The sequence below is a fragment of the Nonomuraea sp. NPDC004354 genome, from assembly GCF_053602555.1.
Map to the genome: position 1 here is coordinate 660297 of NZ_JBSGDV010000002.1, position 18072 is coordinate 678368.

The following is an 18072-nucleotide window of genomic DNA, read 5'->3' on the forward strand; positions in this document are numbered from 1 at the left end:
CCTGAGCGACCTCAGCCCTCAGCCGAGCAGCCGCCTGATCCCGTCCGCGTACGCGCGCGGATGGGTCAGGTTGCCGTTGTGGCCGCCGGGCAGCACCTCCAGCTCGGCGCCCACGAGCGCGGCCAGTTCCTCGGCGCACCGGTAGTCGAACACCCCCCGCGGCGTCGTACGGCCGGCGACGGGGACGATCCGCACGGGTGAGCGGCGCAGCGCCTCGGGGTCGAGCCGGTCCTCCCTGATCGCGGTGAGGTCGTGGCGCAGGAAGTGCGTGAAGTTGGCGACCCGCTGCGGCGTCATGGGGAACGGCGTGAGGTCCGGCTCCTTGTCGTCGCTGTCGGGGTCGATGCCGAGCACCTCGGCCACCAGCTTGACGGCGGGCACGAGCCCCTCGCGCTCGAAGACCTCCTGGACCTCGGCCAGCTCCCGCACGTGACGTTCCATGAGGTCGCCGGGCAGCAGCCACGGCGCGACGGGCTCGTGCGCGATGAGGGTGTGGATCTGCTCGGGATGCCTGGCGGCCAGGTGGAGCCCGAGCGCGGCGCCGAAGCTGCAGCCGAGCATGGCCGCCGGCTGGTCGGTCACCTCCGCGAGGATCCGGTGGACGTCCTCGGCGTGCTCGGCCATGGAGATCGTGACGGCGGGGTCGTCGAGCGCGCTGCGCGAGAGCCCCCTGCGGTCGTAGGTGACGACGGTGAAGTCGCCGACCAGCCGGTCGACCAGGTCCTTGCCCCTGTCGGCGTCGCCCTCGCCGCTCTGCGACAGCAGCAGCACCGGGCCGTCGCCCCTGACCTCGACGTGGATGTGGTTCGTCATGGCTCTCACCATAAAGCATCAAATTTGATGCATCAAGTCTGATGTAGTCTGGGGACATGAACGGAGTGGAGCTGTTCCTGCTGGGCCGTACGCTGATGAAGATCGGCGAGGAGTCCATGCCGACCGAGGGGATCGGTCCGCGGACCACGAGCGTGCGCACGGTGCTGATCGTGGTCAGCGACCTGCGCGCGCACCCCGAGACCACGGTCGGGGAGGTCGCCGCTCGCACCGGGCTGCCGCAGAGCGCGGTGTCGGCCGCCGTCGCCCGGCTGAAGGAGGCGGGCGCCGTCGTCACCGCGCCCGACCCGGCCGACCGCAGGCGTCAGGTGATCACACCCGCGCCGGCCCTGTCGGACAGGGTGACGCAGGTGCGGTCCACGCCGATCGACGGCCCGCTCGCCGCGGCACTCGGCACCACGGACCCCGGCGAGATCGGCGAGGTGATCGCGCTGCTCGAGCAGCTCGCCGGTCGGCTGACGCCCGGCGCGGTGACCAGGCTGCGGTGAGTCGAACCCCGGCGGGCACGGTCGTCGCTGTCAGTCGGGCAGCGCGGCTGGATTGCGGGCGAGCAGGCCGCCGTCGACCCGGTGCTCGGCGCCGGTGATGAACGACGAGCGCGGCCCGGCGAGGAAGGCGACCAGTTCGGCCACCTCCTCCGGCCGCGCCACCCTGCCCAGCGGATGGGCCCGGCCCCACGCCGCGACCTGCTCGTCCTGCGACAGCGGCCCGCGCCACAGGTCGGCCGCCCAGCGCAGCATCGGGGTGTCGACCGAGCCGGGGCACACGACGTTCACCCTGATCCCGTCGGCGGCGTGATCGAGGGCCATCGCCCTGGTCAGGCCGTTCAGCGCGGCCTTGCTCGCGGTGTAGGCGGCCACGTGCGCCTGGGAGGCGAAGGCCTGCACCGACGACATGACGACGATCGACCCGCCGCCCCGCCTGCGCAGCGCCGGAACGGCCGCCTTGCAGGTCAGGAAGACACCCTTGAGGTTGATGTCGAGCACCTCGTCCCAGACCTCGACCGGCGTGTCCTCCACGGTGCCGTACCGCTGCACGCCCGCGCAGGTCGCCACGACGTCCAGCCCGCCGTACCTGGACTCGGCCAGCTCGACCAGCTCGCGCATCCGCTCCCCGTCGCGCACGTCCGCGACGACCCCGGTGACCCGCTCGCCCCCGAACGGCGCCTCCGTCCCGCAGTAGACGACCGCCGCGCCCGCCCCTGCCAGCCGCTCGACGACCGCCTTCCCGATGCCCGCCGACCCGCCCGTGACCAGGGCCACCTTGCCGTCGAACTCACTCACGTCATCACCTCCGCGCGCACCCATGAGGTCCTGGACTCGCCGGGCCCGAGGAGCATCGCGGTCCCGTTGTCCACAGCCGTGGCCAGGCCGTCCGTCGGCATGCCGGAGAACGGCTCCAGCCCCACCACGTACGCCCTGCCCCACCACGGCCAGTCCTTCGTGGCACCGGCCTCCTGCCACAGCCACAGGTACGGCATGGCGCCCGCGTCCCACTCCACCCGCAGGCCGACCCCGGCCAGCACCTCGTACCATCCCGTGTCGAAGCCTGTCAGATAGACGATCTCGCTGGGCGCCCCCTCCGGCGGCGCCACGAACAACTCCGCCGCCCGCCGTCCGAGCGGATCGATCGACGAGGGGTGCGGGATCACCGTCACCCCCTCGGGCACCCTGATCCAGGACGAGCGCGCGCATGCCCTCGACCGTGATCTCCCGCAGCCGGGCGGCCCAGTTGCGCGTCACTCGAACGCCAGGTCCAGGAAGCGAGGGCGGTAGATCGTCACGTCGCGATAGTGATCGGTGTTGACGAAGCTGTTGACGTTGTAGGAGACCACGAGCCCGGGTCCGGCGATCTCCGGGTGCGCGTGGGCGTTGTAGGTGAAGATGTTCCCGCCGGTCTCGGGCGTGGTGTAGACGGTGGTCTTGTTCCCGAACGGCCCGTACGGCGTGCAGCCGGTGTAGGCGACGATCCTGGAGCTCAGCACCTCCGTGGTGTCGTGCGTGATCAGCACGTAGCCGTCGCCGACCCGGCTGACGGAGTACTCGTTGGCCACGCCCTCCATCAGGCGGGCCGAGTCGGCCTGGTTCCTCGACCAGGTGCCGTCCGCCTTCAGGTACTCCCACGTGCCGAGCAGGCTGGCGCCCCTCACCCTGGCCAGGTGCATGTACTTGGGCGAGCCCAGGTCCTCCACGCCGTAGACGTAGGTGTGGCGGCCGTCCCTGTGGACGGCGGACGCCCACGCCACCTTGCGCCCCGACGGCAGGTCGTGCACGCTGATCGGCCGGTCGAGGCGCCCGGGGGCGAAGCGGGCGACCACGTTGCGGTGCCAGCGCCAGTCCCACGGGCCGGTGCCGAACCGCTCGTACTCCTGGTAGGTGACCTCCAGGACGCCGCCGGCGAGCGTGGCGTCGCCGGCCCAGTACCAGTGGTCCTTGTCGCGGGGCGGCATCACGGCCTTGGGGTCCTCGGCGGTGCCTCCGTAGATCGTGGACAGCCGGCCGTCGCGCTCCACCGCGAAGGAGTTGTTGAGGAAGACGGTCGTGCCGCCCTCCTCCCTGACCGGCGGGCGGGAGCCGTCCGGGTTGACCTGGCCGAGGAAGGTGTCGGAGAACACCCACAGCTCCTTGCCGTCGGGAAGCCTGACGGAGTAGGTGCCGTCGGCGCCCGTCCAGTCGTCCAGGCGGCTGTTGTCGTTGCCGTACGCGGTGAACAGGGAGGTCAGCCTGGCGTCGGTGCCAGCGCCGCGGAAGGTGGGCAGGTCGCAGGCGGCGGCCAGGGCGGCCGCGGGGGCGCCGGCGATCGTGGTGAGGACGAGAACGAGAGACAGCAGGAGTCGCCGCATCACGGGCCCCTATCAGATGGGGGATGTCCTCGTAGTTCTAGTCATTAGATGACTTATTGTCTAGTAGTTCTTGCCGTCCTGCTGTACTACTCGCCCTGAGCGCCCCCACGCCGCGGCGTCGACGCCGTCGAACGGCAGGCTCTAGGAGTTCGGCGAGGCCTGTGCCGGTGTCGGGAAGGCGAACCGCGGCTCCGTTCCTGACCACCACGCCCCGATGGCGAACGCCGCCGTCGCCTCGATGTAGACCGCGCGGGCCAGCCCCCCGCAGGGCATGGGCGTGCAGCCCATCGACGTGATCAGTGCGGTGACCTGGTCGAGGCTGCCCGGATCGTCCCCGCAGAACGGCACGGCCAGCGGGGCGCCCTCGAAAGCCGGGCGCGGCAGCGTCCAGATGCTCTCGTGGCACAGGTTGAACGCCTTGACCACGTGGGCCCCCGGCGCGGCCTCCGCCATCCGCCGGGCGACCGACGTCGTGCCGCCTGTCGTCAGCATCAGCCCGCCGTCGGCCGGCGCGACGGGGTTCGTGCAGTCGACGACCGTCCGCCCGCTGAGGGTGCCGGCGAGCCCCTCGACCACCTTCGGCGCCACGTCCGCGGGGACCGCCACGAGGACGAGGTCGCCGTGGGCCGCCCCGTCCGTGAGAGTCCCGTACCCCGCGGCGCCGATACGGGCCGCCGTCGCGGCGGCCGCGGCCCGGTCGCGTCCGCCGACCAGCACGTCGTGCCCCGCGCGGACCCACGCGCCGCCCAGTGTCGTGGCCATCATGCCCGTGCCGAGGATGCCGATACGCATGGTGTGACTCCTGACTCCTGACTCCGGATCGTCGGCGACCCGGCAGTGCCGAGGTGACATCGCAGGTGATGCCGGTCCCCGACGGTAGGTGGCCCGATGCGCACCACGTGGTGTCCGTCGGAGCGGGCAGGATGGGGGCGTGGAGAATCTCCCCGACCTGCCGGAGCTCGCGTACACCTCCGACTGCCGGGCGCGCATGGCGTTCGAGGTGCTCGCGAACCGCTGGGACAGCGTCGTCGTGTACACGCTCGGCCAGAGCGGTCCGATGCGGCCACGTGAACTGGTCGCCCGGATCGGCGGGATCCGCCCCAAGGTCCTCACCGAGGCACTGCGGCGCCTGGAGTACAACGGCCTGGTCGACCGCCGGGCGTACGCGGAGGCGCCACCGCGCGTGGACTACGCGCTGACAGAGGCCGGTGTCGCGCTGCTCGGCCCCATGCGTGCGATGGGCGTGTGGGCCGCACGGTACGGCGACGCCGTCCTGGACGCGCAGGACCGGTTCGAGGAGCGGAACCAGGCGCACCGCCGTACCGGCAGCTAGCCCCCGCCCACCAGGTTGACGCCGAGAGGCTCATCTGCCACGCGGTCGAGGGAGTCGTGAAGACCGAACTGTTGCGCGGTGTGGCCGACGCACGCGCTGAAAATCGGATGCCCGCCTGCGAAACCGCCATGCAGCCTGCGCGAGCCACCGATGGAGGAATCGCCGTGGGTCACGGGGAGTTCGGATGCGTCACGTGCAAGCCATGACCCCTGTCTAGTGTCAGCGACCCCTGCGCTTGTCGGTCTGTTTGGGGTGTCCGGTGCCCGCCCTCGTGATCCGTAGTGTGCGGTTGTCGTCATCGATGGCGTACCAGATGCGGCCACTCGAAGTCGCCTCGTACTGCCACTGCTCCAGGAATTCTCCGCCTACCTTCACCGCGCCCAGCGCGCCTTTGAGAGGGTGCTGGCGGTTGTCCACGTGACACCCGCGCCCGGTCCAGGTTTTCCCGGGCCTGGGAGAGCAGGTGGTTCCACCCTTCAGCGGCACGACGGCTTCTCCGCGGTGTGGCCGGCCGTGCGCGCTGAAAACAGGATGCCCGCCCGCGAAACGCCCATGTAGCCTGCGCGAGGACCTCTGAAAGGGAACCGCCATGGGACACGGTGGGGCACTTCACGTGCGAGCCATGACGCCTATGGTCGCGCTAACGGCGAGGCCCTGCCGTCGATCATGCCTGAATCGTAGACTCCGTATATGAGCGCGATGCGTGACGAGCTCCACTCGCTGGTCGACCAGTTGCCCGAGGACCAGGTGCAGCCGGTGCTGGCACTCGTCCGTGAGAACATCGCAGCGACACGCCGCCGTGAGGGAGCAGCGCTGACCCTGGAACGGATCCGGGAGCGGATGCGTGGAGTAACGGGCGTGGACGAAGAGCTCCATCGCCTTCGGGACGAGTCGCGTGGCTGACGCCTACGTCGTCGATACGGGCGTGTTCCTGAGGTGGTTTGTCGATCAACCTGGCTTCGAGCATGCTCGCGAAATTCAGGGCCTTCCTGCACGATCAGGTCGGGCTGGAGACAGCCGATTTCGCGCGCATCGAAGTCGCGGGAGTCTTGCGGAAGAAGGGGCTTCTCGCCGGTCGCCTGACGGCTGAAGAGCGCATGTATGACGCGATCTTCGCCCAACTGGCGCTCGACAGAGCTATTCCGTTGCTCACAACTGATGCCAAGCTCTGCCACGCGGTCGAGGGAGTCGTGAAGACCGAACTTCTCCGGGGTGTGGCCGGCCGTGCGCGCTGAAAAGAGGATGCCCGCCCGCGAAACGCCCATGTAGCCTGCGCGAGGACCTCTGAAAGGGAATCGCCATGGGACACGTCGAGGTGGGACACCTCACGTGCAACCCGTGACCCCCATGCCGCGCCGCGAGATTGCCGTCTTCTTCTGGCCTGATTACTGGCCCCGCATTCCTTGATACACGTACACGCACGTACTCCCGGACATCGAACGAGCGACCGTCGAGGCGGTCGCCAAGAAGCTGTTCGGGTGATCAGAGAACGCACGAGCGGCCGGATTCCTGGCGAGGTCAGGCCTCTTGGCTGTCAAAATGGCCGTCGTCGCCCTTCTGGGCAAGATCGATGACCGCCGTTTTGGCTGGTAGGGCGCCTGGGACTCGAACCCGGGATCTGTCGATCAAGAAGCGCGGACAAGGCGGTTCTCGTAGGCGAAGATCACGGCCTGGATTCTGTCACGGAGCTTGAGCTTGGCCAGGATGCGGCCCACATGGGTCTTCACTGTGCCCTCGGACAGGAGCAGCCGACCGGCGATCTCGGCGTTGGACCGGCCGAGCGCGATCTGTTGGAGGATCTCGCGTTCCCGTGGGGTCAGCGCGGCCAGTGGGTCAGGACCGTCATCGGGCACCGGGAGGTCGGCGGCGATGTGGTCGATGAGCCGACGGGTGGTGGACGGTGCGATGACCGCGTCGCCACGGTGCACGGTGCGGATCGCGGCCAACAGGTCCTCCGGCGGCGCGTCCTTGACCAGGAAACCGCTGGCTCCGGCCCGCAGCGCGGCGAAGGCGTACTTGTCGAGGTCGAACGTGGTGAGCACGACCACCCGGGGCGTAGGTCCGGGACGAGCGAGCAGGCGGTGGGTCGCCTCAACCCCGCCCATACGTGGCATCCGGACGTCCATCAGGACCACGTCGGCGGTCGTGACGGCCAGTTTCTCCAGCGCTTCGGCGCCGTCGCCGGCCTCACCGGCGACCATCATGTCGGGCTGAGCCTCGACCACCATCACGAAGCCGGCCCGGACCATCACCTGGTCGTCGACGAAGAACACTCTGATCGTCACGTCTGCCCCTTCGCTCCGGTCCGCCGGGGTACGGCAGGCGGGCGGACACGTGGAACCCACCGGCCGTTGCCGGTCCGGCGGTAACCGTACCGCCGAAGGCAAGGAATCGCTCGCGCATGCCGACCAGGCCGAGCCTTGCGCCGTCGCCGGGCCCGCCGGGATCCCCGGGGCCGTCGTCCTGGACCCGCACCGCAAGCTCGGCCGTCTCCCAGCTCAGCACCACCAGGGCCCGGCGGCCGGCGCCCGCGTGCTTGAGCGTGTTCGTCAGCGACTCCTGGACCAGCCGGTAGACCGCCAGTTCGGCGGCGGGGCTGAGCCGCCGCTCGGTGCCGTCCTGCCGGAACGTCACCTCCAGCCCGGCGGCCCTGGTCCCCTCCAGCAGCCGGGGCAGCTCGGCCAGCGTCGGCGCGGAGTCTCCGGACTCGGGCTCCAGCGGCGTGTCGGCGCGCAGCACGCCCAGCAGGCCGCGCATGTCCGCCAGCGCGTGGCGTCCGGCGTCGGCGATCGTGGCGAGGATTTCCGCAGCCCGGCCAGGATCGGCGCCTACCGCATAGGTGCCGCCCTGCGCCTGGCTGATCACCACTGACAGCGAGTGCGAGACCACGTCGTGGATCTCTCTGGCGATCCGGGCTCGCTCGTCGCTTACGGCCCGTCGAGCGCGTTCCTCCCGATCGGCTTCCGCTCTGCGCGCCCGATCCTCCAGCGAGGCCAGGTACGCCCGCTGCGTCCGGCGCCACATGCCGAGGCTCCACGCCACCATGGTGACGGCGAGCAGGAAGAGGAAGACGTACGCCGGGGGCAGGCCGGCCGCCTGGCGCGGGTTGAGCCAGAACCGTGCGCCGACGGCTGCGGATCCGAGCACGGCCGCGGCCGGCCCCCAGCCCAGAGCACGCCGCGATCCGTAGGCGCACACCGAGTAGAGCGACCACGGAAACACCAGCATCGACGGTGGCAGCAGCAGGACCCCGGTGCCGGCCAGCATCGCCGCGCATCCCACCGAGACCGCGCCGAAGGACGCCAACGGCATTGTGCGCCGCAAGCCCATCGCGGTGTGCGCCAGTAGAGCACCCGCGAACGCGAGCGGCGCGGGGCCGGGAGTCGCGGTCAGCACGAGCCAGGTCCAGCCCAGCAGCGGCAGGCCCACCAGCGTGGCCAGGACGGCGTCGGCGAGCGGCGGCCGTGCCCTGGCCTGCGAGAGCAGCCGTCCGATCGCCTGTGACATGGCCCTGAGTCTACGAACGGGCAAGGGCGCGCCGCGTCTGCCCAGGGGCGGAGCCGCGTATGCCTGAGGTCGTATCTTTCCTGGCCGCCGGGCAGACGCGGGAGCGGCGTCCGCGGAGGGAGTGTGGGATCACCGAACGAACATCGGACGGAGACCTCATGAGACAACGATCACCTGTTGCGGGTTATCTCGCCGCCGGCTGGGCGGCGGCGTACGCGGGATTGCGCGCCTACTGGACGATGGGCGGTGAGTGGCTCGCCGTGCGCTGCAGCGCCACCGAGGCCGCCACGGCCACCGCCGCGGATCCGTGCGCCAGCCGGCCGCTGCCCGAGTTGGACGGCCTGGCCGGGTGGGGGAGCGTGCTCGCGCTGGCCGCGATGGCCGTGCTGGCGCTGGCCACGGTGCGGCCCTTCGGGCGGCGGATCCCGCGCACGGGCCTGCTTGCGGCGACCTGGATCGGCGCGCTGGCGCTGCTGTGCTTCGGCGGCCAGATCCTGCTGCTCAACCTGCTGCGGGTGCTCTTGTGGGTCACCGGGTTGCCCGGCTGGGCGGCCGAGCCGTACTGGACGCTGTTCGTCGACCAGCTCATCGTGCTCGCCGGCGTCGGGGCGCTCGCCGTCGCCGCCTGGTCCTACCAGCGTCGCACGCGCCCCGAGTCGGTGGACGTGCGAGCTGTCGGCCGCCGGCTGCGCCGGTTCGGCTGGGCCGCGACGCTGGCGCCGCTGCCCTACGCGACGCTCAAGGCGGTGTGGGCCCTGGGGTACCCGGTGGGCGGCTACCGTGAATCGGGGCTGGTGGGTGCGCACCACTGGTACAGCCCGTTGGCCGATTTCAGCGTCACCATTCCGGTGTTCGGCGCGCTGTGCGCGCTCGCGCTGATCCAGGGCTGGGCCCGGTGGGTGCCCCGCCGGCTGGTGCTGGGCGCCGGCTGGATCGGTGGCGTCGGCCTGCTGTCCATGGGGCTGCCGGCGGCGGTGACCACGATCGGTGAGTTCGTCGGCCTCGCCGAGTTCCCGACCGCGCCCGGCAGCGCGAACCTGTGGGTGATCGGCCTGACCTACGGCGGGTTCCTGTTCTGGGGCACGGCCCTGGTCGGTCTGATCACCTGCTATCAGGCGCTCACCCAGCATCCAGCCCCCGCCCGATTCCTCGGTCCGGCCGTACAGGAAGCAAGCATTCGATGAGGAAGGTTCTGACGTGCGCTTTGTGACCCTTGCGCTCGTCGGTCTGTTCGGGGTGTACGGTGCCTGCCCTCGGTGATCCACAGCGTGCGGTTGTCGTCATCGATGGCATACCAGATGCGGCCACCGGAAGTCGCTTCGTACTGCCACTGCTCCAGAGGCTCTCCGCCTACCTTCACCGCGCCCAGCGCGCCTTTGAGAGGGTGCTGGCGGTTGTCCACGTGACGCGGATCGTCGGTGATCGCAACCCACGCCCGGTCCAGGTTCTCCCGGGCCTGGGAGAGCAGGTGGTTTCACCCTTCAGCGGCACGACGATCGGCGAACCGCACACCCCAGGGGTTGGGGCGGGGGACCTCCTCCTCGCGGCCGGTCATGACGACTCGTCATGTGGCTTGGGGACCTCAGGCCTGTCGCCGGGAAAGGGCCCCTGGAGCTCGCGGGCGAGCTGCGGATCGCTCCACACCACCGCGGTGGACCGCCAAGACGTCAGGGCGCGGCCGAACGGCAGGAGTTCGCCGGTATCCGCTCCGGCGGTCAGATGCCCGAGAAGCTCGCGGACGCAAGCCTGACGTTCGGTCTCGGGCAGCCACGTCACCCAGGGCAATTCCTCGGTGAGTACCTCCTCGGCCAGGCTGCCGTTGCGTCGCTCCACGATGGCCAGGGCGCGAGCAGCGATGCGCAGGCTGGCCGTACTGGCCTCGAATCGCTCGGCCCGCATCAGAACCAGATTCTCCTCATCCCGACGCTCAAGGATCAGATAAGCGGCTAGCCGGTGAGAAATGGGATGCCGGACACGGGGGAGGACGGATAGCCTGCACGGGATCTGAAGGGGGCGCTATGGGACACGTCGAGGTGGGGCACCTCACCTACGTCCTGCCTGACGGGCGGCCGCTGCTCAACGACGTGTCCTTCCGCATCGGCGAGGGCGTCAAGGCCGCGCTCGTCGGGCCGAACGGGGCCGGCAAGACCACGCTGATGCGCCTGGTCGCCGGCGACATCCAGCCGGTCGAGGGCAGCGTGGCCAGCTCGGGCGGGCTGGGCGTCATGCGCCAGTTCATCGGCAGCATCCGCGACGGCAGCACGGCGCACGACCTGCTGCTCAGCGTCGCCCCACCCGCGGTACGGCAGGCGGCGCACCGCCTCGACCAGGCCGAGCTGGCGATGATGGAGCGCGACGACGAGAAGACCCAGATGCGCTACGCCCAGGCGATCACCGACTACACCGACGCGGGCGGCTACGACATCGAGGTGCTCTGGGACACCTGCACGATCGCGGCGCTCGGCGTGCCGTACGACAGGGTGAAGTACCGCGAGACGTCCACGCTGTCGGGCGGGGAGCAGAAGCGCCTGGTCCTGGAGGCGCTGCTGCGCGGGCCCGACCAGACGCTGCTGCTCGACGAGCCGGACAACTACCTCGACGTGCCCGGCAAGATCTGGCTGGAGCAGCAGCTCAACGAGACTCCGAAGACCGTCATGCTGGTCAGTCACGACCGGCGGCTGCTGGCCAACGCCGCCGACCGCATCGTCACGGTCGAGTCGGGCGGCGTCTGGATCCACGGTGGGGGGTTCGGCACCTACGCCGAGGCCCGCAAGGCCAGGAACGAGCGCCTCGACGAGCTGCGCAGGCGGTGGGACGAGGAGCACGCCAAGCTCAAGGCCCTGGTCAACATGCTCAAGAACAAGGCCAGGTACAACGACGGCATGGCGGCCGCCTACCACGCGTCCCAGACGCGGCTGCGCCGGTTCGAGGAGGCGGGGCCGCCGGAGGTGGCGCCGAGCGACCAGAAGATCAGCATGCGGCTGCGCGGCGGCCGTACGGGCAAGCGCGCGGTGATCAGCGAGAGCCTGGAGCTGACGGGCCTGATGAAGCCGTTCGACCTGGAGATCTGGTACGGCGAGCGCGTCGCCGTCCTCGGCTCGAACGGGTCGGGCAAGTCCCACTTCCTGCGCCTGCTGGCCGGGGAGCCGGTCGCGCACACGGGAGTGGCCAGGCTGGGCGCGCGCGTCGTGCCGGGACACTTCGCCCAGACGCACGCCCGCCCCGAGCTCCACGGCCGCACACCGTGCGAGATCGTCATGACCGAGCACGCCAAGCTCAAGAACGAGGCGATGAAGGTCCTGGCCCGTTACGAGCTCGCCGGGCTCATCGCCGACCAGCGCTTCGAGACGCTGTCGGGAGGGCAGCAGGCGCGGCTGCAGATCCTGCTGCTCGAACTGTCGGGCGCGACCCTGCTGCTGCTCGACGAGCCGACCGACAACCTCGACCTGGCAAGCGCCGAGGCGCTGCAGGAGGGGCTGAACGCCTTCGACGGCACGGTGGTCGCGGTCACGCACGACCGCTGGTTCGCCGATGACTTCGACAGGTTTCTGGTGTTCGGGGCGGATGGAAATGTGTACGAATCCGCCGAACCGGTGTGGGACGAAACACGCGTGGCCCGCCAACGCTGAACATTGACTAAAGAGTTGGTACGGCAGGCGCGTGTTCATGCCTGCCGTACCCGGAAACCGGTTATCACGGCAACGTGATTCCGCGTATCCGTACCATCGCCGCCTTCGCCCTCGTCCTCGTGGCGGGTTGTGCCGCGGCGGAGAAGCCACCTGTCCAGATGAAGCCGCTCGTGCTCAAAGAGCAGGCTTCGTCGGTCGCCAAGAGCGCCGACGGGTACGTCGTGAACTGGGCGGGCGTGCTGGTCAACAGCAACCCCTGGCACTTCGGCGAGCACGTCGTCGCCACGATCGTGGGGCGCGACGCCAAGGGCGCCGAGGTGGCCCGCATGGACCAGCCGCTCGACGCTGTCCCGCCGGGGGGCGACCTGCCCTTCACCGGGCAGATGCCGGCTTCAGGAAAGCCGGCGAAGGTGACGATCGAGTACCGCTCGACGCAGTGGCGGCAGGCGGCGCGCGTCCCGTCGTCGCTGCTGCCGTTCCCGATCACCAGGTCGCAGACCGTCAAGCAGAAGAACGGCAGCTACCTGGTCACCGGCGAGGTCGACAACCCCTACGTGCTGCCAGCCGGCAGCCTGGTCGTGACCGCGCTGCTGCGTGACCAGGCGGGCAAGCTGGTGGCCGGCGCCAGCACGTTCGTCGACGACGTGCGGGCGGGGAAGCCCCCGCGGTTCATCCTGACGGTCGAAGGGCTGCCCGCGACGGCGAAGGTGGCCATGACGGACGTGGTGGCCAGGACTTGGGGCTCGACCGGACGTCCTTACGAGGAGCTGGCGCTGGGCGGGGCGCAACCGGTGCACACGGTCAAGCCGACTACCGCGCCGTTCGCGTACGACAAGGGACGGCAGATGCCGCCGGGCGAGAGCAAGCCCTGACGGCATCCTGATCCACGCCCCTGACGACCCGACGAGGGCCCGCGCTTTCCCGCGGGCCCTCTTTGTGCGCTGTCATTCGTGACATTTCCGGACGGGCTTTCTTTGGCGATCCGCTCGTCAATAAGACGATAAATCGGTCAGGGCTACGGGTTTTTCTTGGCGGACCCCAATGAACCGGTAGAACGGCAAGTTACCGATCCATTACCTTCGGTCACGTCGGCGCAGCGGCGGCGAGGCCGCGGCTCGCCTTCTCGGTCCCATCTGGCTGAAGGGAGGCCGGTCAGCGTGCCCGCAGTCCGCGTCAGGTGCTCGGCCGGCCCGCCCGGACATCACCCCTGCCGCAAGAGCGTGGAAAGGAGGGTGGCGCTGCTCCGAGCCATGGGTTCCGCGCCACACAACAGATGAACGACCGCGTCCTGGTCGAGGCTCTCCGCGCCCGCGACCCTGGTGCCCTCGCGGCGCTCTACGACACGCACGCCGAGGGCATCTACCACTACTGCTGGACCCTCCTCAGCAATCCCGACAGCGCCCAGGTCGCCCTGCGCGACACCCTCATCGCCGCCGAGGCCCACATCGGCGCCCTGGCCGAGCCCGACAGGTTGCGCGGCTGGCTCTACGCGCTGGCCAGGCAGGAGTGCCTGCGCCGGCGCACCGGCGGTGGCGGCGACGAGACCGAGGCGATGGTCGCGCTCCCTGCCCTGGCCGATCCCGCCGACGCCGACCTGCGCGTCATGGCGTGGAACGCCGTCCGCAGCCTGACGGCGGCCGACGCCGAGCTGCTCGAGCTGACCACCAGGCACGGCCTGTCCACGTTCGATGTCGCGGCGGTTCTCGGGGTCACGCCGCGCCAGATCGAGATCACCCACGAGGCGGCCGCTGAACGGCTCGGCGACGCGATCACCGCCGAGGTCCTCGCCCGGAAGGGTCCCTACGACTGCCCGCAGCGGGCCGCCATCCTCACCGGCTTCTCCGGCGAGCTGACCGCCGAGATGCGCGGGGAGGTGGTCGCCCACCTGGACAGGTGCGAGACCTGCGCGCCGCACCGGGCAGGGCAGGTGTCGATCGCGAAGGTCTTCGAGCTGATGCCCGCCGCGGCGCTGCCGGAGACGCTCAGGGTCAGGGTGATGAGCTGCTTCGCCGACCCCGAGCTGCTGCCGTACCGGAGGTATGTGGCGCGGCGGTCGGCCGCGCTGGACGCGGCCGGGTTTCCCCACGCGGGAGACGGGAGGGCGCGGCGCTGGTCGCAGGCGCTGGCGGGCGCGTTGGCGGCGGTCGCCGCCCTCGCGGCCATCGGCATGATCTTCACCTACTTCGGCAAGGAGGGTGACGGGATCACGGGCATCGCCTCGGGGGCGTTTCCCGCGACCGGGGAGCCGCCGGGGATCAGGTTGCCCTGGCTGCCGAACCCTCACGACACGCCGATCACGGTGGAGCCCATCCTCAACAGCTCGGCGACCTATCCCGTCGGGGCGCACCGGTCGACGGCGCCGGTGACCGCGACGACGCCGGACCCCGTGCCGGCGCCGCCGCGTGTCCCGTGGGTGCCCCAGCCGACCCGCACCGGCCCGGCACCGACGCCGCCGACGCTGACGCCGGGGGAGCCGCCGGGGACGAACCCGCCCCGTGACCACCACGGCAGTCCGACGAAGACGCCGTGCCCCACGAGGACGCCCACCCCCCGGCCCACCCTTACGGCGACGCCCACCGCCACCTCGCCCCCCACCCCGACCCCCAGCCCGACCCCCACGGCCACGCAGCCGGCGACGTCCCCGCCGCCCACTCCGGAGCCGACGGCCACGCGGCTGCCGACGGAGCCGCCCAAGCCGGATCCCACCCCCACTCCCGCGCCGACCGTCCCGCCGACGAAGGATCCGCAGCAGGGTTCAGGCGGTTCCGGCGGCCGGGGGTCCCCAGGTTCCGGATCCTCAGGTTCCGGGTCCACGGGTTCCGGATCCTCAGGTTCCGGATCCTCAGGTTCCGGGTCCACGGGTTCCGGATCCTCAGGTTCAGGGTCCACGGGTGCCGAAGGGTCGGGTGCCGGAGGGTCGAGGGCCGGGGGCGCGGCGTCCGGGGGCGGCGCGCCTGAGCGGGCAAGCGGCGGGACACCGGCGGTCACGGCCGCCGAGGAGTCCCCACAGGTCCTGACCGAGGCGCCGGCCAGGCAGGAGAACGCGTAAGCCCGGTGGAGCGCTTCACCGTCAAGGGGCACCGGGTCTGCCCGCTCCCCGTTCCTGGGGAACTGGCCGACCTGGTGCCCCGCGTCCATGAGATCGACTGGCCGACCTGGCTCGACCCCGGCCCCCGCATGCTCAGGGACGTGCTCGACCTGTCCCGCCTGCTCACCGCGCGCTCCCTCGCCACGCTCTCGTGGCTGGCCCGCGGCGACCCTCCCGCCGACCTCGACTGGTTGTGGACGAGGTGCAGGCTCGCCGGACCCCGCCAGGAGCGCATGTACGGCGCGGCCGCCGCCGTGCCCGACCCCGTGCTGGCCCTCGTCGTCGCCGACTGGACCTGGGTACTCGGCACCGCCTACGGCGGCAGGGTCACCGCCCCCTACCTGGCGGGCGCCGCCTATCCCCGCGTCGGGCACCAGGCCGCCCACGCCACCATGACCCTTTACCAGACCTTCGAACGCCATCCCGAGGCGCGCCCGGCCATCGCCGCCGCGTGGGCCGCCGCCCGCGTCACCGCCGACTGGTGCAAGGCCGCCGAACTTCACGCTGCGTATGGGAGCGAGACGCCGGTCTTCGCCTACCCGAAGGGGGCGATACCGCCCTCGACGGGACTCCGGCCGTGGATAGAACGCCTACTCCGCCTGCGGTGATTACGTTACGTAAGTTTCATGTGTGCGCTGTGTGACTAATGGGAATCGTGTGCATAGAGTGACGACGCATGCGCAGGGGGGAATCGTATGCATACCGTCAGAACACGCCTGTTCGTCGCCTGTTGCATGGTGGCGACGTTGTGCCCACCGGCCGCCGCCGAGCCCGCGCCATCCGCGGGTGAGGTCGCCAGGGCGCGCGCCACCGTGAAGCAGCGGGCCAAGGCGCTCGGGGTGGCAAGCGTACGGCTGGCCGCGGCCAACACGCGGCTGGACGAGCTGGCCGTCAACGCCGGGCGGATGGTCGAGGCGTACAACGGCCAGATCGTCCGGCTGGACGGGGCGCGGGAGCGGCACTCCATGGCCATGGAGCGGCTGAAAGCGGCCGAGGACAGAGTGGCGGCGACGAAGGCCGCCGTCTCGATGCTGGCCACGCAGTCGTACGCGGGCATGGATCTCAGCAATCCCATGGTCAGCCTGTTCAGCGACGGCGGCGGGCTCGAGGGCTACCTGCACCGGACGAGCACGCTCGAATCCATCGGCCAGGAGCAGACCGAGAAGCTGAAACAGGTGCGCGACACCCAACAGGTGGCGACCGTGCTCCGCGCGCAGGCCGAGGACGCCTACACCGAGCAACAACGGGCCGCCGCGCAGGCCGAAGAGGCCAAGGCGGCGGCCGAGGCGGCGGTCGACACGCAGCAACGCGAGACCGAGGCCATCGAGGCGGAGAAGGTCACGCTGGAGAAACGCGTGGACGCGGCGCGCACCGAGGCCGAACAGCTGGCCAGGCAGCGGGCCACCGCGATGGAACAGGCCCGGCTGGAGCGACAACAGCGGCTGGCGAAGGCCAGCGGGGCCGGATCGGCCGCCAGATGGATGACACCAGGCCAGACGACGGGTGACGTCGTGGCCAACTGGGCGCTGACGCAGCTCGGCAAGCCGTACGTGTGGGCGGCCGCCGGCCCGTCGGGCTTTGACTGCTCCGGGCTCTCCATGCGGGCCTGGGAGAAGGTCGGGGTGCGGCTCGACCACTGGACGGGCACGCAGTGGAACGCGGGCCCGCACGTCCCTCTGAATCAGTTGCAGAGGGGTGACCTGCTGTTCTTCGGCAAGGTCACGAACAATCCCGGAGACATCCACCACGTGGGGATCTTCGTCGGGCGCGGCATGATGGTGCACGCGCCGCAGACGGGAGACGTGGTCCGCATCGCCTCCATGTGGCGCAGGGACCTGGTCGGCGCGACCCGTCCCCGCTAGGCCGCCCGGTTCGGCCGTACGCCGAGGGAATCCTCCAGCGACATCGCTTCCGCGAGACGTGAGCGTCCGGAAGCGCCGAGATCCGGCGGTGCGCACTATCCACCGCACGCCGGAGGACAACGGTCGCCGAGCGAGCGTCCACAAGACGCGAGGTTCCGCAAGGCGCGAGGTGCCACAAGCCGCGAGGTGCCACCAGGCGCGACGTGCCACGAAGCGCGACGTTCCACAGGGCACGAGATTCGACGAGTCGCGGGTCCGCTGAGACGGACACACCCGCGAGACGGGAGGTCCCGTGAGACGTGAGCCACCACGAAACCCCGCGCCCCGCGGGGAAACCGTCAGTGGGCGGTGTAGCCCTGCTCCTTCGCGCGCTGGAACGAGCGCTCGATCTCGGCCTCGGCCTCGACGCGGCCCACCCAGTTGGCGCCCTCGACCGACTTGCCGGGCTCCAGGTCCTTGTACACCTCGAAGAAGTGCTGGATCTCCAGCCGGTCGAACTCCGCCACGTGGTGGATGTCGCGGATGTGCTCCATCCGCGGGTCGGTGGCGGGCACGCACAGGACCTTGTCGTCGCCGCCCTTCTCGTCGGTCATGCGGAACATGCCGACCGCGCGGCAGGTGATGTAGCAGCCGGGGAAGGTCGGCTCCTGCAGCAGCACGAGGGCGTCGAGCGGGTCGCCGTCCTCGCCGAGGGTGTGCTCGATGAAGCCGTAGTCGGCGGGGTACTGCGTGGAGGTGAACAGGAGCCGGTCAAGCCTGATCTTGCCGGTCTCGTGGTCCACTTCGTACTTGTTCCGTTGCCCCTTCGGAATTTCAACGACAACGTCGAACTCCACCGCGGTTCCTCCGCTCGAGCCCCCCGGGCACCCCCGGTTGGGCGTTAATGTCTCGTAGGCGAACTGAGAGAGAGGTCGGCGACGTGGTGCGGCGCGAGCGGTGGGTGGCGTTGACCACACTCGCCATGCTCCAGGCGGTGACGA

The 18072-nt window shown here is 70.5% G+C and carries 19 protein-coding genes; 10 read left to right on the forward strand and 9 right to left on the reverse strand.

Annotated elements, in window-relative coordinates; translation table 11 throughout:
• Positions 1 to 18: 18 nt before the first annotated feature.
• On the reverse strand, positions 19 to 813 hold the full coding sequence (locus tag ACWENQ_RS08990) for an alpha/beta fold hydrolase (RefSeq protein ID WP_452413474.1): 795 nt from the start codon (positions 811 to 813) through the stop codon (positions 19 to 21).
• 56 nt (positions 814 to 869) lie between these two features.
• On the opposite strand from ACWENQ_RS08990, the gene ACWENQ_RS08995 reads away from it, so the two are divergent.
• Entirely contained in the window at positions 870 to 1319 is a 450-nt protein-coding gene (locus ACWENQ_RS08995; protein WP_452413476.1) for a MarR family winged helix-turn-helix transcriptional regulator, read from the forward strand.
• Between the two features lie 30 nt (positions 1320 to 1349).
• Here the strand turns inward: ACWENQ_RS08995 and ACWENQ_RS09000 are convergent, their stop codons facing one another.
• The 4 genes from ACWENQ_RS09000 to ACWENQ_RS09015 form a co-directional block, all read right to left on the reverse strand.
• Entirely contained in the window at positions 1350 to 2114 is a 765-nt protein-coding gene (locus ACWENQ_RS09000; protein ID WP_452413477.1) for an SDR family NAD(P)-dependent oxidoreductase, read from the reverse strand.
• Positions 2111 to 2488 carry a hypothetical protein gene (locus tag ACWENQ_RS09005; protein ID WP_452413478.1) on the reverse strand — a complete coding sequence of 126 codons (378 nt, stop codon included), beginning with the start codon at positions 2486 to 2488 and terminating at the stop codon, positions 2111 to 2113. The genes ACWENQ_RS09000 and ACWENQ_RS09005 overlap by 4 nt, the downstream gene beginning before the upstream one ends.
• An 81-nt stretch (positions 2489 to 2569) precedes the next feature.
• Positions 2570 to 3673 (reverse strand): DUF4185 domain-containing protein, encoded by a 1104-nt coding sequence (locus ACWENQ_RS09010; RefSeq protein ID WP_449922152.1) that lies wholly within the window; start codon positions 3671 to 3673, stop codon positions 2570 to 2572.
• Positions 3674 to 3814: 141 nt separating this feature from the next.
• Positions 3815 to 4663, reverse strand: a complete 849-nt coding sequence (locus ACWENQ_RS09015) for an NADPH-dependent F420 reductase (RefSeq protein WP_452413479.1) — start codon at positions 4661 to 4663, stop codon at positions 3815 to 3817.
• On the opposite strand from ACWENQ_RS09015, the gene ACWENQ_RS09020 reads away from it, so the two are divergent.
• From ACWENQ_RS09020 to ACWENQ_RS09030, 3 genes are all read left to right on the forward strand, one after another.
• Positions 4605 to 5006, forward strand: a complete 402-nt coding sequence (locus ACWENQ_RS09020) for a winged helix-turn-helix transcriptional regulator (RefSeq protein ID WP_354909310.1) — start codon at positions 4605 to 4607, stop codon at positions 5004 to 5006. The two genes, ACWENQ_RS09015 and ACWENQ_RS09020, sit on opposite strands and share 59 nt — an antisense overlap.
• Before the next feature lie 690 nt (positions 5007 to 5696).
• Positions 5697 to 5909, forward strand: a complete 213-nt coding sequence (locus tag ACWENQ_RS09025; protein WP_452413481.1) for a hypothetical protein — start codon at positions 5697 to 5699, stop codon at positions 5907 to 5909.
• A gap of 38 nt (positions 5910 to 5947) precedes the next feature.
• Positions 5948 to 6241, forward strand: coding sequence for a hypothetical protein (locus tag ACWENQ_RS09030; RefSeq protein ID WP_452413483.1), 294 nt, complete (start codon positions 5948 to 5950; stop codon positions 6239 to 6241).
• A gap of 390 nt (positions 6242 to 6631) precedes the next feature.
• Here the strand turns inward: ACWENQ_RS09030 and ACWENQ_RS09035 are convergent, their stop codons facing one another.
• Together ACWENQ_RS09035 and ACWENQ_RS09040 are read right to left on the reverse strand one after the other, a co-directional pair.
• The gene (locus tag ACWENQ_RS09035) at positions 6632 to 7291 is read right to left on the reverse strand and encodes a response regulator (protein WP_452413484.1); all 660 of its coding nucleotides are present in this window, start codon (positions 7289 to 7291) and stop codon (positions 6632 to 6634) included.
• A complete protein-coding gene (locus ACWENQ_RS09040; protein WP_452413485.1) occupies positions 7194 to 8513 on the reverse strand; it encodes a sensor histidine kinase in 1320 nt (439 codons plus the stop codon). Before ACWENQ_RS09040 ends, ACWENQ_RS09035 begins: the two co-directional genes overlap by 98 nt.
• 158 nt (positions 8514 to 8671) lie before the next feature.
• Here ACWENQ_RS09040 and ACWENQ_RS09045 point away from each other — a divergent pair, with 158 nt between their 5' ends.
• The gene (locus ACWENQ_RS09045; protein ID WP_449922023.1) at positions 8672 to 9697 is read left to right on the forward strand and encodes a hypothetical protein; all 1026 of its coding nucleotides are present in this window, start codon (positions 8672 to 8674) and stop codon (positions 9695 to 9697) included.
• A 367-nt stretch (positions 9698 to 10064) separates the two neighbouring features.
• Here ACWENQ_RS09045 and ACWENQ_RS09050 read toward each other — a convergent pair whose 3' ends face one another.
• On the reverse strand, positions 10065 to 10412 hold the full coding sequence (locus tag ACWENQ_RS09050; protein ID WP_452413487.1) for a hypothetical protein: 348 nt from the start codon (positions 10410 to 10412) through the stop codon (positions 10065 to 10067).
• Positions 10413 to 10531: 119 nt separating this feature from the next.
• On the opposite strand from ACWENQ_RS09050, the gene ACWENQ_RS09055 reads away from it, so the two are divergent.
• The 5 genes from ACWENQ_RS09055 to ACWENQ_RS09075 all read left to right on the forward strand — a co-directional run bounded on the left by ACWENQ_RS09055 (position 10532) and on the right by ACWENQ_RS09075 (position 17092).
• Positions 10532 to 12142, forward strand: a complete 1611-nt coding sequence (locus tag ACWENQ_RS09055; RefSeq protein WP_449922019.1) for an ABC-F family ATP-binding cassette domain-containing protein — start codon at positions 10532 to 10534, stop codon at positions 12140 to 12142.
• Positions 12143 to 12216: 74 nt separating this feature from the next.
• Complete coding sequence (locus ACWENQ_RS09060; RefSeq protein WP_449922018.1) at positions 12217 to 13014, forward strand: hypothetical protein; 798 nt, start codon at positions 12217 to 12219, stop codon at positions 13012 to 13014.
• Between the two features lie 401 nt (positions 13015 to 13415).
• Positions 13416 to 15191, forward strand: a complete 1776-nt coding sequence (locus ACWENQ_RS09065) for a hypothetical protein (RefSeq protein ID WP_449922016.1) — start codon at positions 13416 to 13418, stop codon at positions 15189 to 15191.
• A gap of 5 nt (positions 15192 to 15196) precedes the next feature.
• Positions 15197 to 15838: a hypothetical protein gene (locus ACWENQ_RS09070; protein ID WP_449922015.1), complete on the forward strand. Its 642-nt coding sequence runs from the start codon at positions 15197 to 15199 to the stop codon at positions 15836 to 15838.
• Between the two features lie 87 nt (positions 15839 to 15925).
• Positions 15926 to 17092 carry an NlpC/P60 family protein gene (locus ACWENQ_RS09075; protein ID WP_449922013.1) on the forward strand — a complete coding sequence of 389 codons (1167 nt, stop codon included), beginning with the start codon at positions 15926 to 15928 and terminating at the stop codon, positions 17090 to 17092.
• A gap of 338 nt (positions 17093 to 17430) precedes the next feature.
• Here the strand turns inward: ACWENQ_RS09075 and ACWENQ_RS09080 are convergent, their stop codons facing one another.
• A complete protein-coding gene (locus ACWENQ_RS09080) occupies positions 17431 to 17928 on the reverse strand; it encodes an inorganic diphosphatase (protein WP_354909332.1) in 498 nt (165 codons plus the stop codon).
• Positions 17929 to 18072: the final 144 nt, after the last annotated feature.

What these genes read in the sequence shown, in the direction of transcription:
- ACWENQ_RS08990 (WP_452413474.1), bottom strand. Translation starts at nt 813, where the DNA reads ATGACGAACCACATCCACGTCGAGGTCAGGGGCGACGGCCCGGTGCTG.
- ACWENQ_RS08995 (WP_452413476.1), top strand. Translation starts at nt 870, where the DNA reads ATGAACGGAGTGGAGCTGTTCCTGCTGGGCCGTACGCTGATGAAGATC.
- ACWENQ_RS09010 (WP_449922152.1), bottom strand. Translation starts at nt 3,673, where the DNA reads ATGCGGCGACTCCTGCTGTCTCTCGTTCTCGTCCTCACCACGATCGCC.
- ACWENQ_RS09015 (WP_452413479.1), bottom strand. Translation starts at nt 4,663, where the DNA reads ATGCGCGCCCGGCAGTCGGAGGTGTACGCGAGCTCCGGCAGGTCGGGG.
- ACWENQ_RS09025 (WP_452413481.1), top strand. Translation starts at nt 5,697, where the DNA reads ATGAGCGCGATGCGTGACGAGCTCCACTCGCTGGTCGACCAGTTGCCC.
- ACWENQ_RS09040 (WP_452413485.1), bottom strand. Translation starts at nt 8,513, where the DNA reads ATGTCACAGGCGATCGGACGGCTGCTCTCGCAGGCCAGGGCACGGCCG.
- ACWENQ_RS09045 (WP_449922023.1), top strand. Translation starts at nt 8,672, where the DNA reads ATGAGACAACGATCACCTGTTGCGGGTTATCTCGCCGCCGGCTGGGCG.
- ACWENQ_RS09050 (WP_452413487.1), bottom strand. Translation starts at nt 10,412, where the DNA reads ATGCGGGCCGAGCGATTCGAGGCCAGTACGGCCAGCCTGCGCATCGCT.
- ACWENQ_RS09055 (WP_449922019.1), top strand. Translation starts at nt 10,532, where the DNA reads ATGGGACACGTCGAGGTGGGGCACCTCACCTACGTCCTGCCTGACGGG.
- ACWENQ_RS09065 (WP_449922016.1), top strand. Translation starts at nt 13,416, where the DNA reads ATGAACGACCGCGTCCTGGTCGAGGCTCTCCGCGCCCGCGACCCTGGT.
- ACWENQ_RS09075 (WP_449922013.1), top strand. Translation starts at nt 15,926, where the DNA reads ATGCATACCGTCAGAACACGCCTGTTCGTCGCCTGTTGCATGGTGGCG.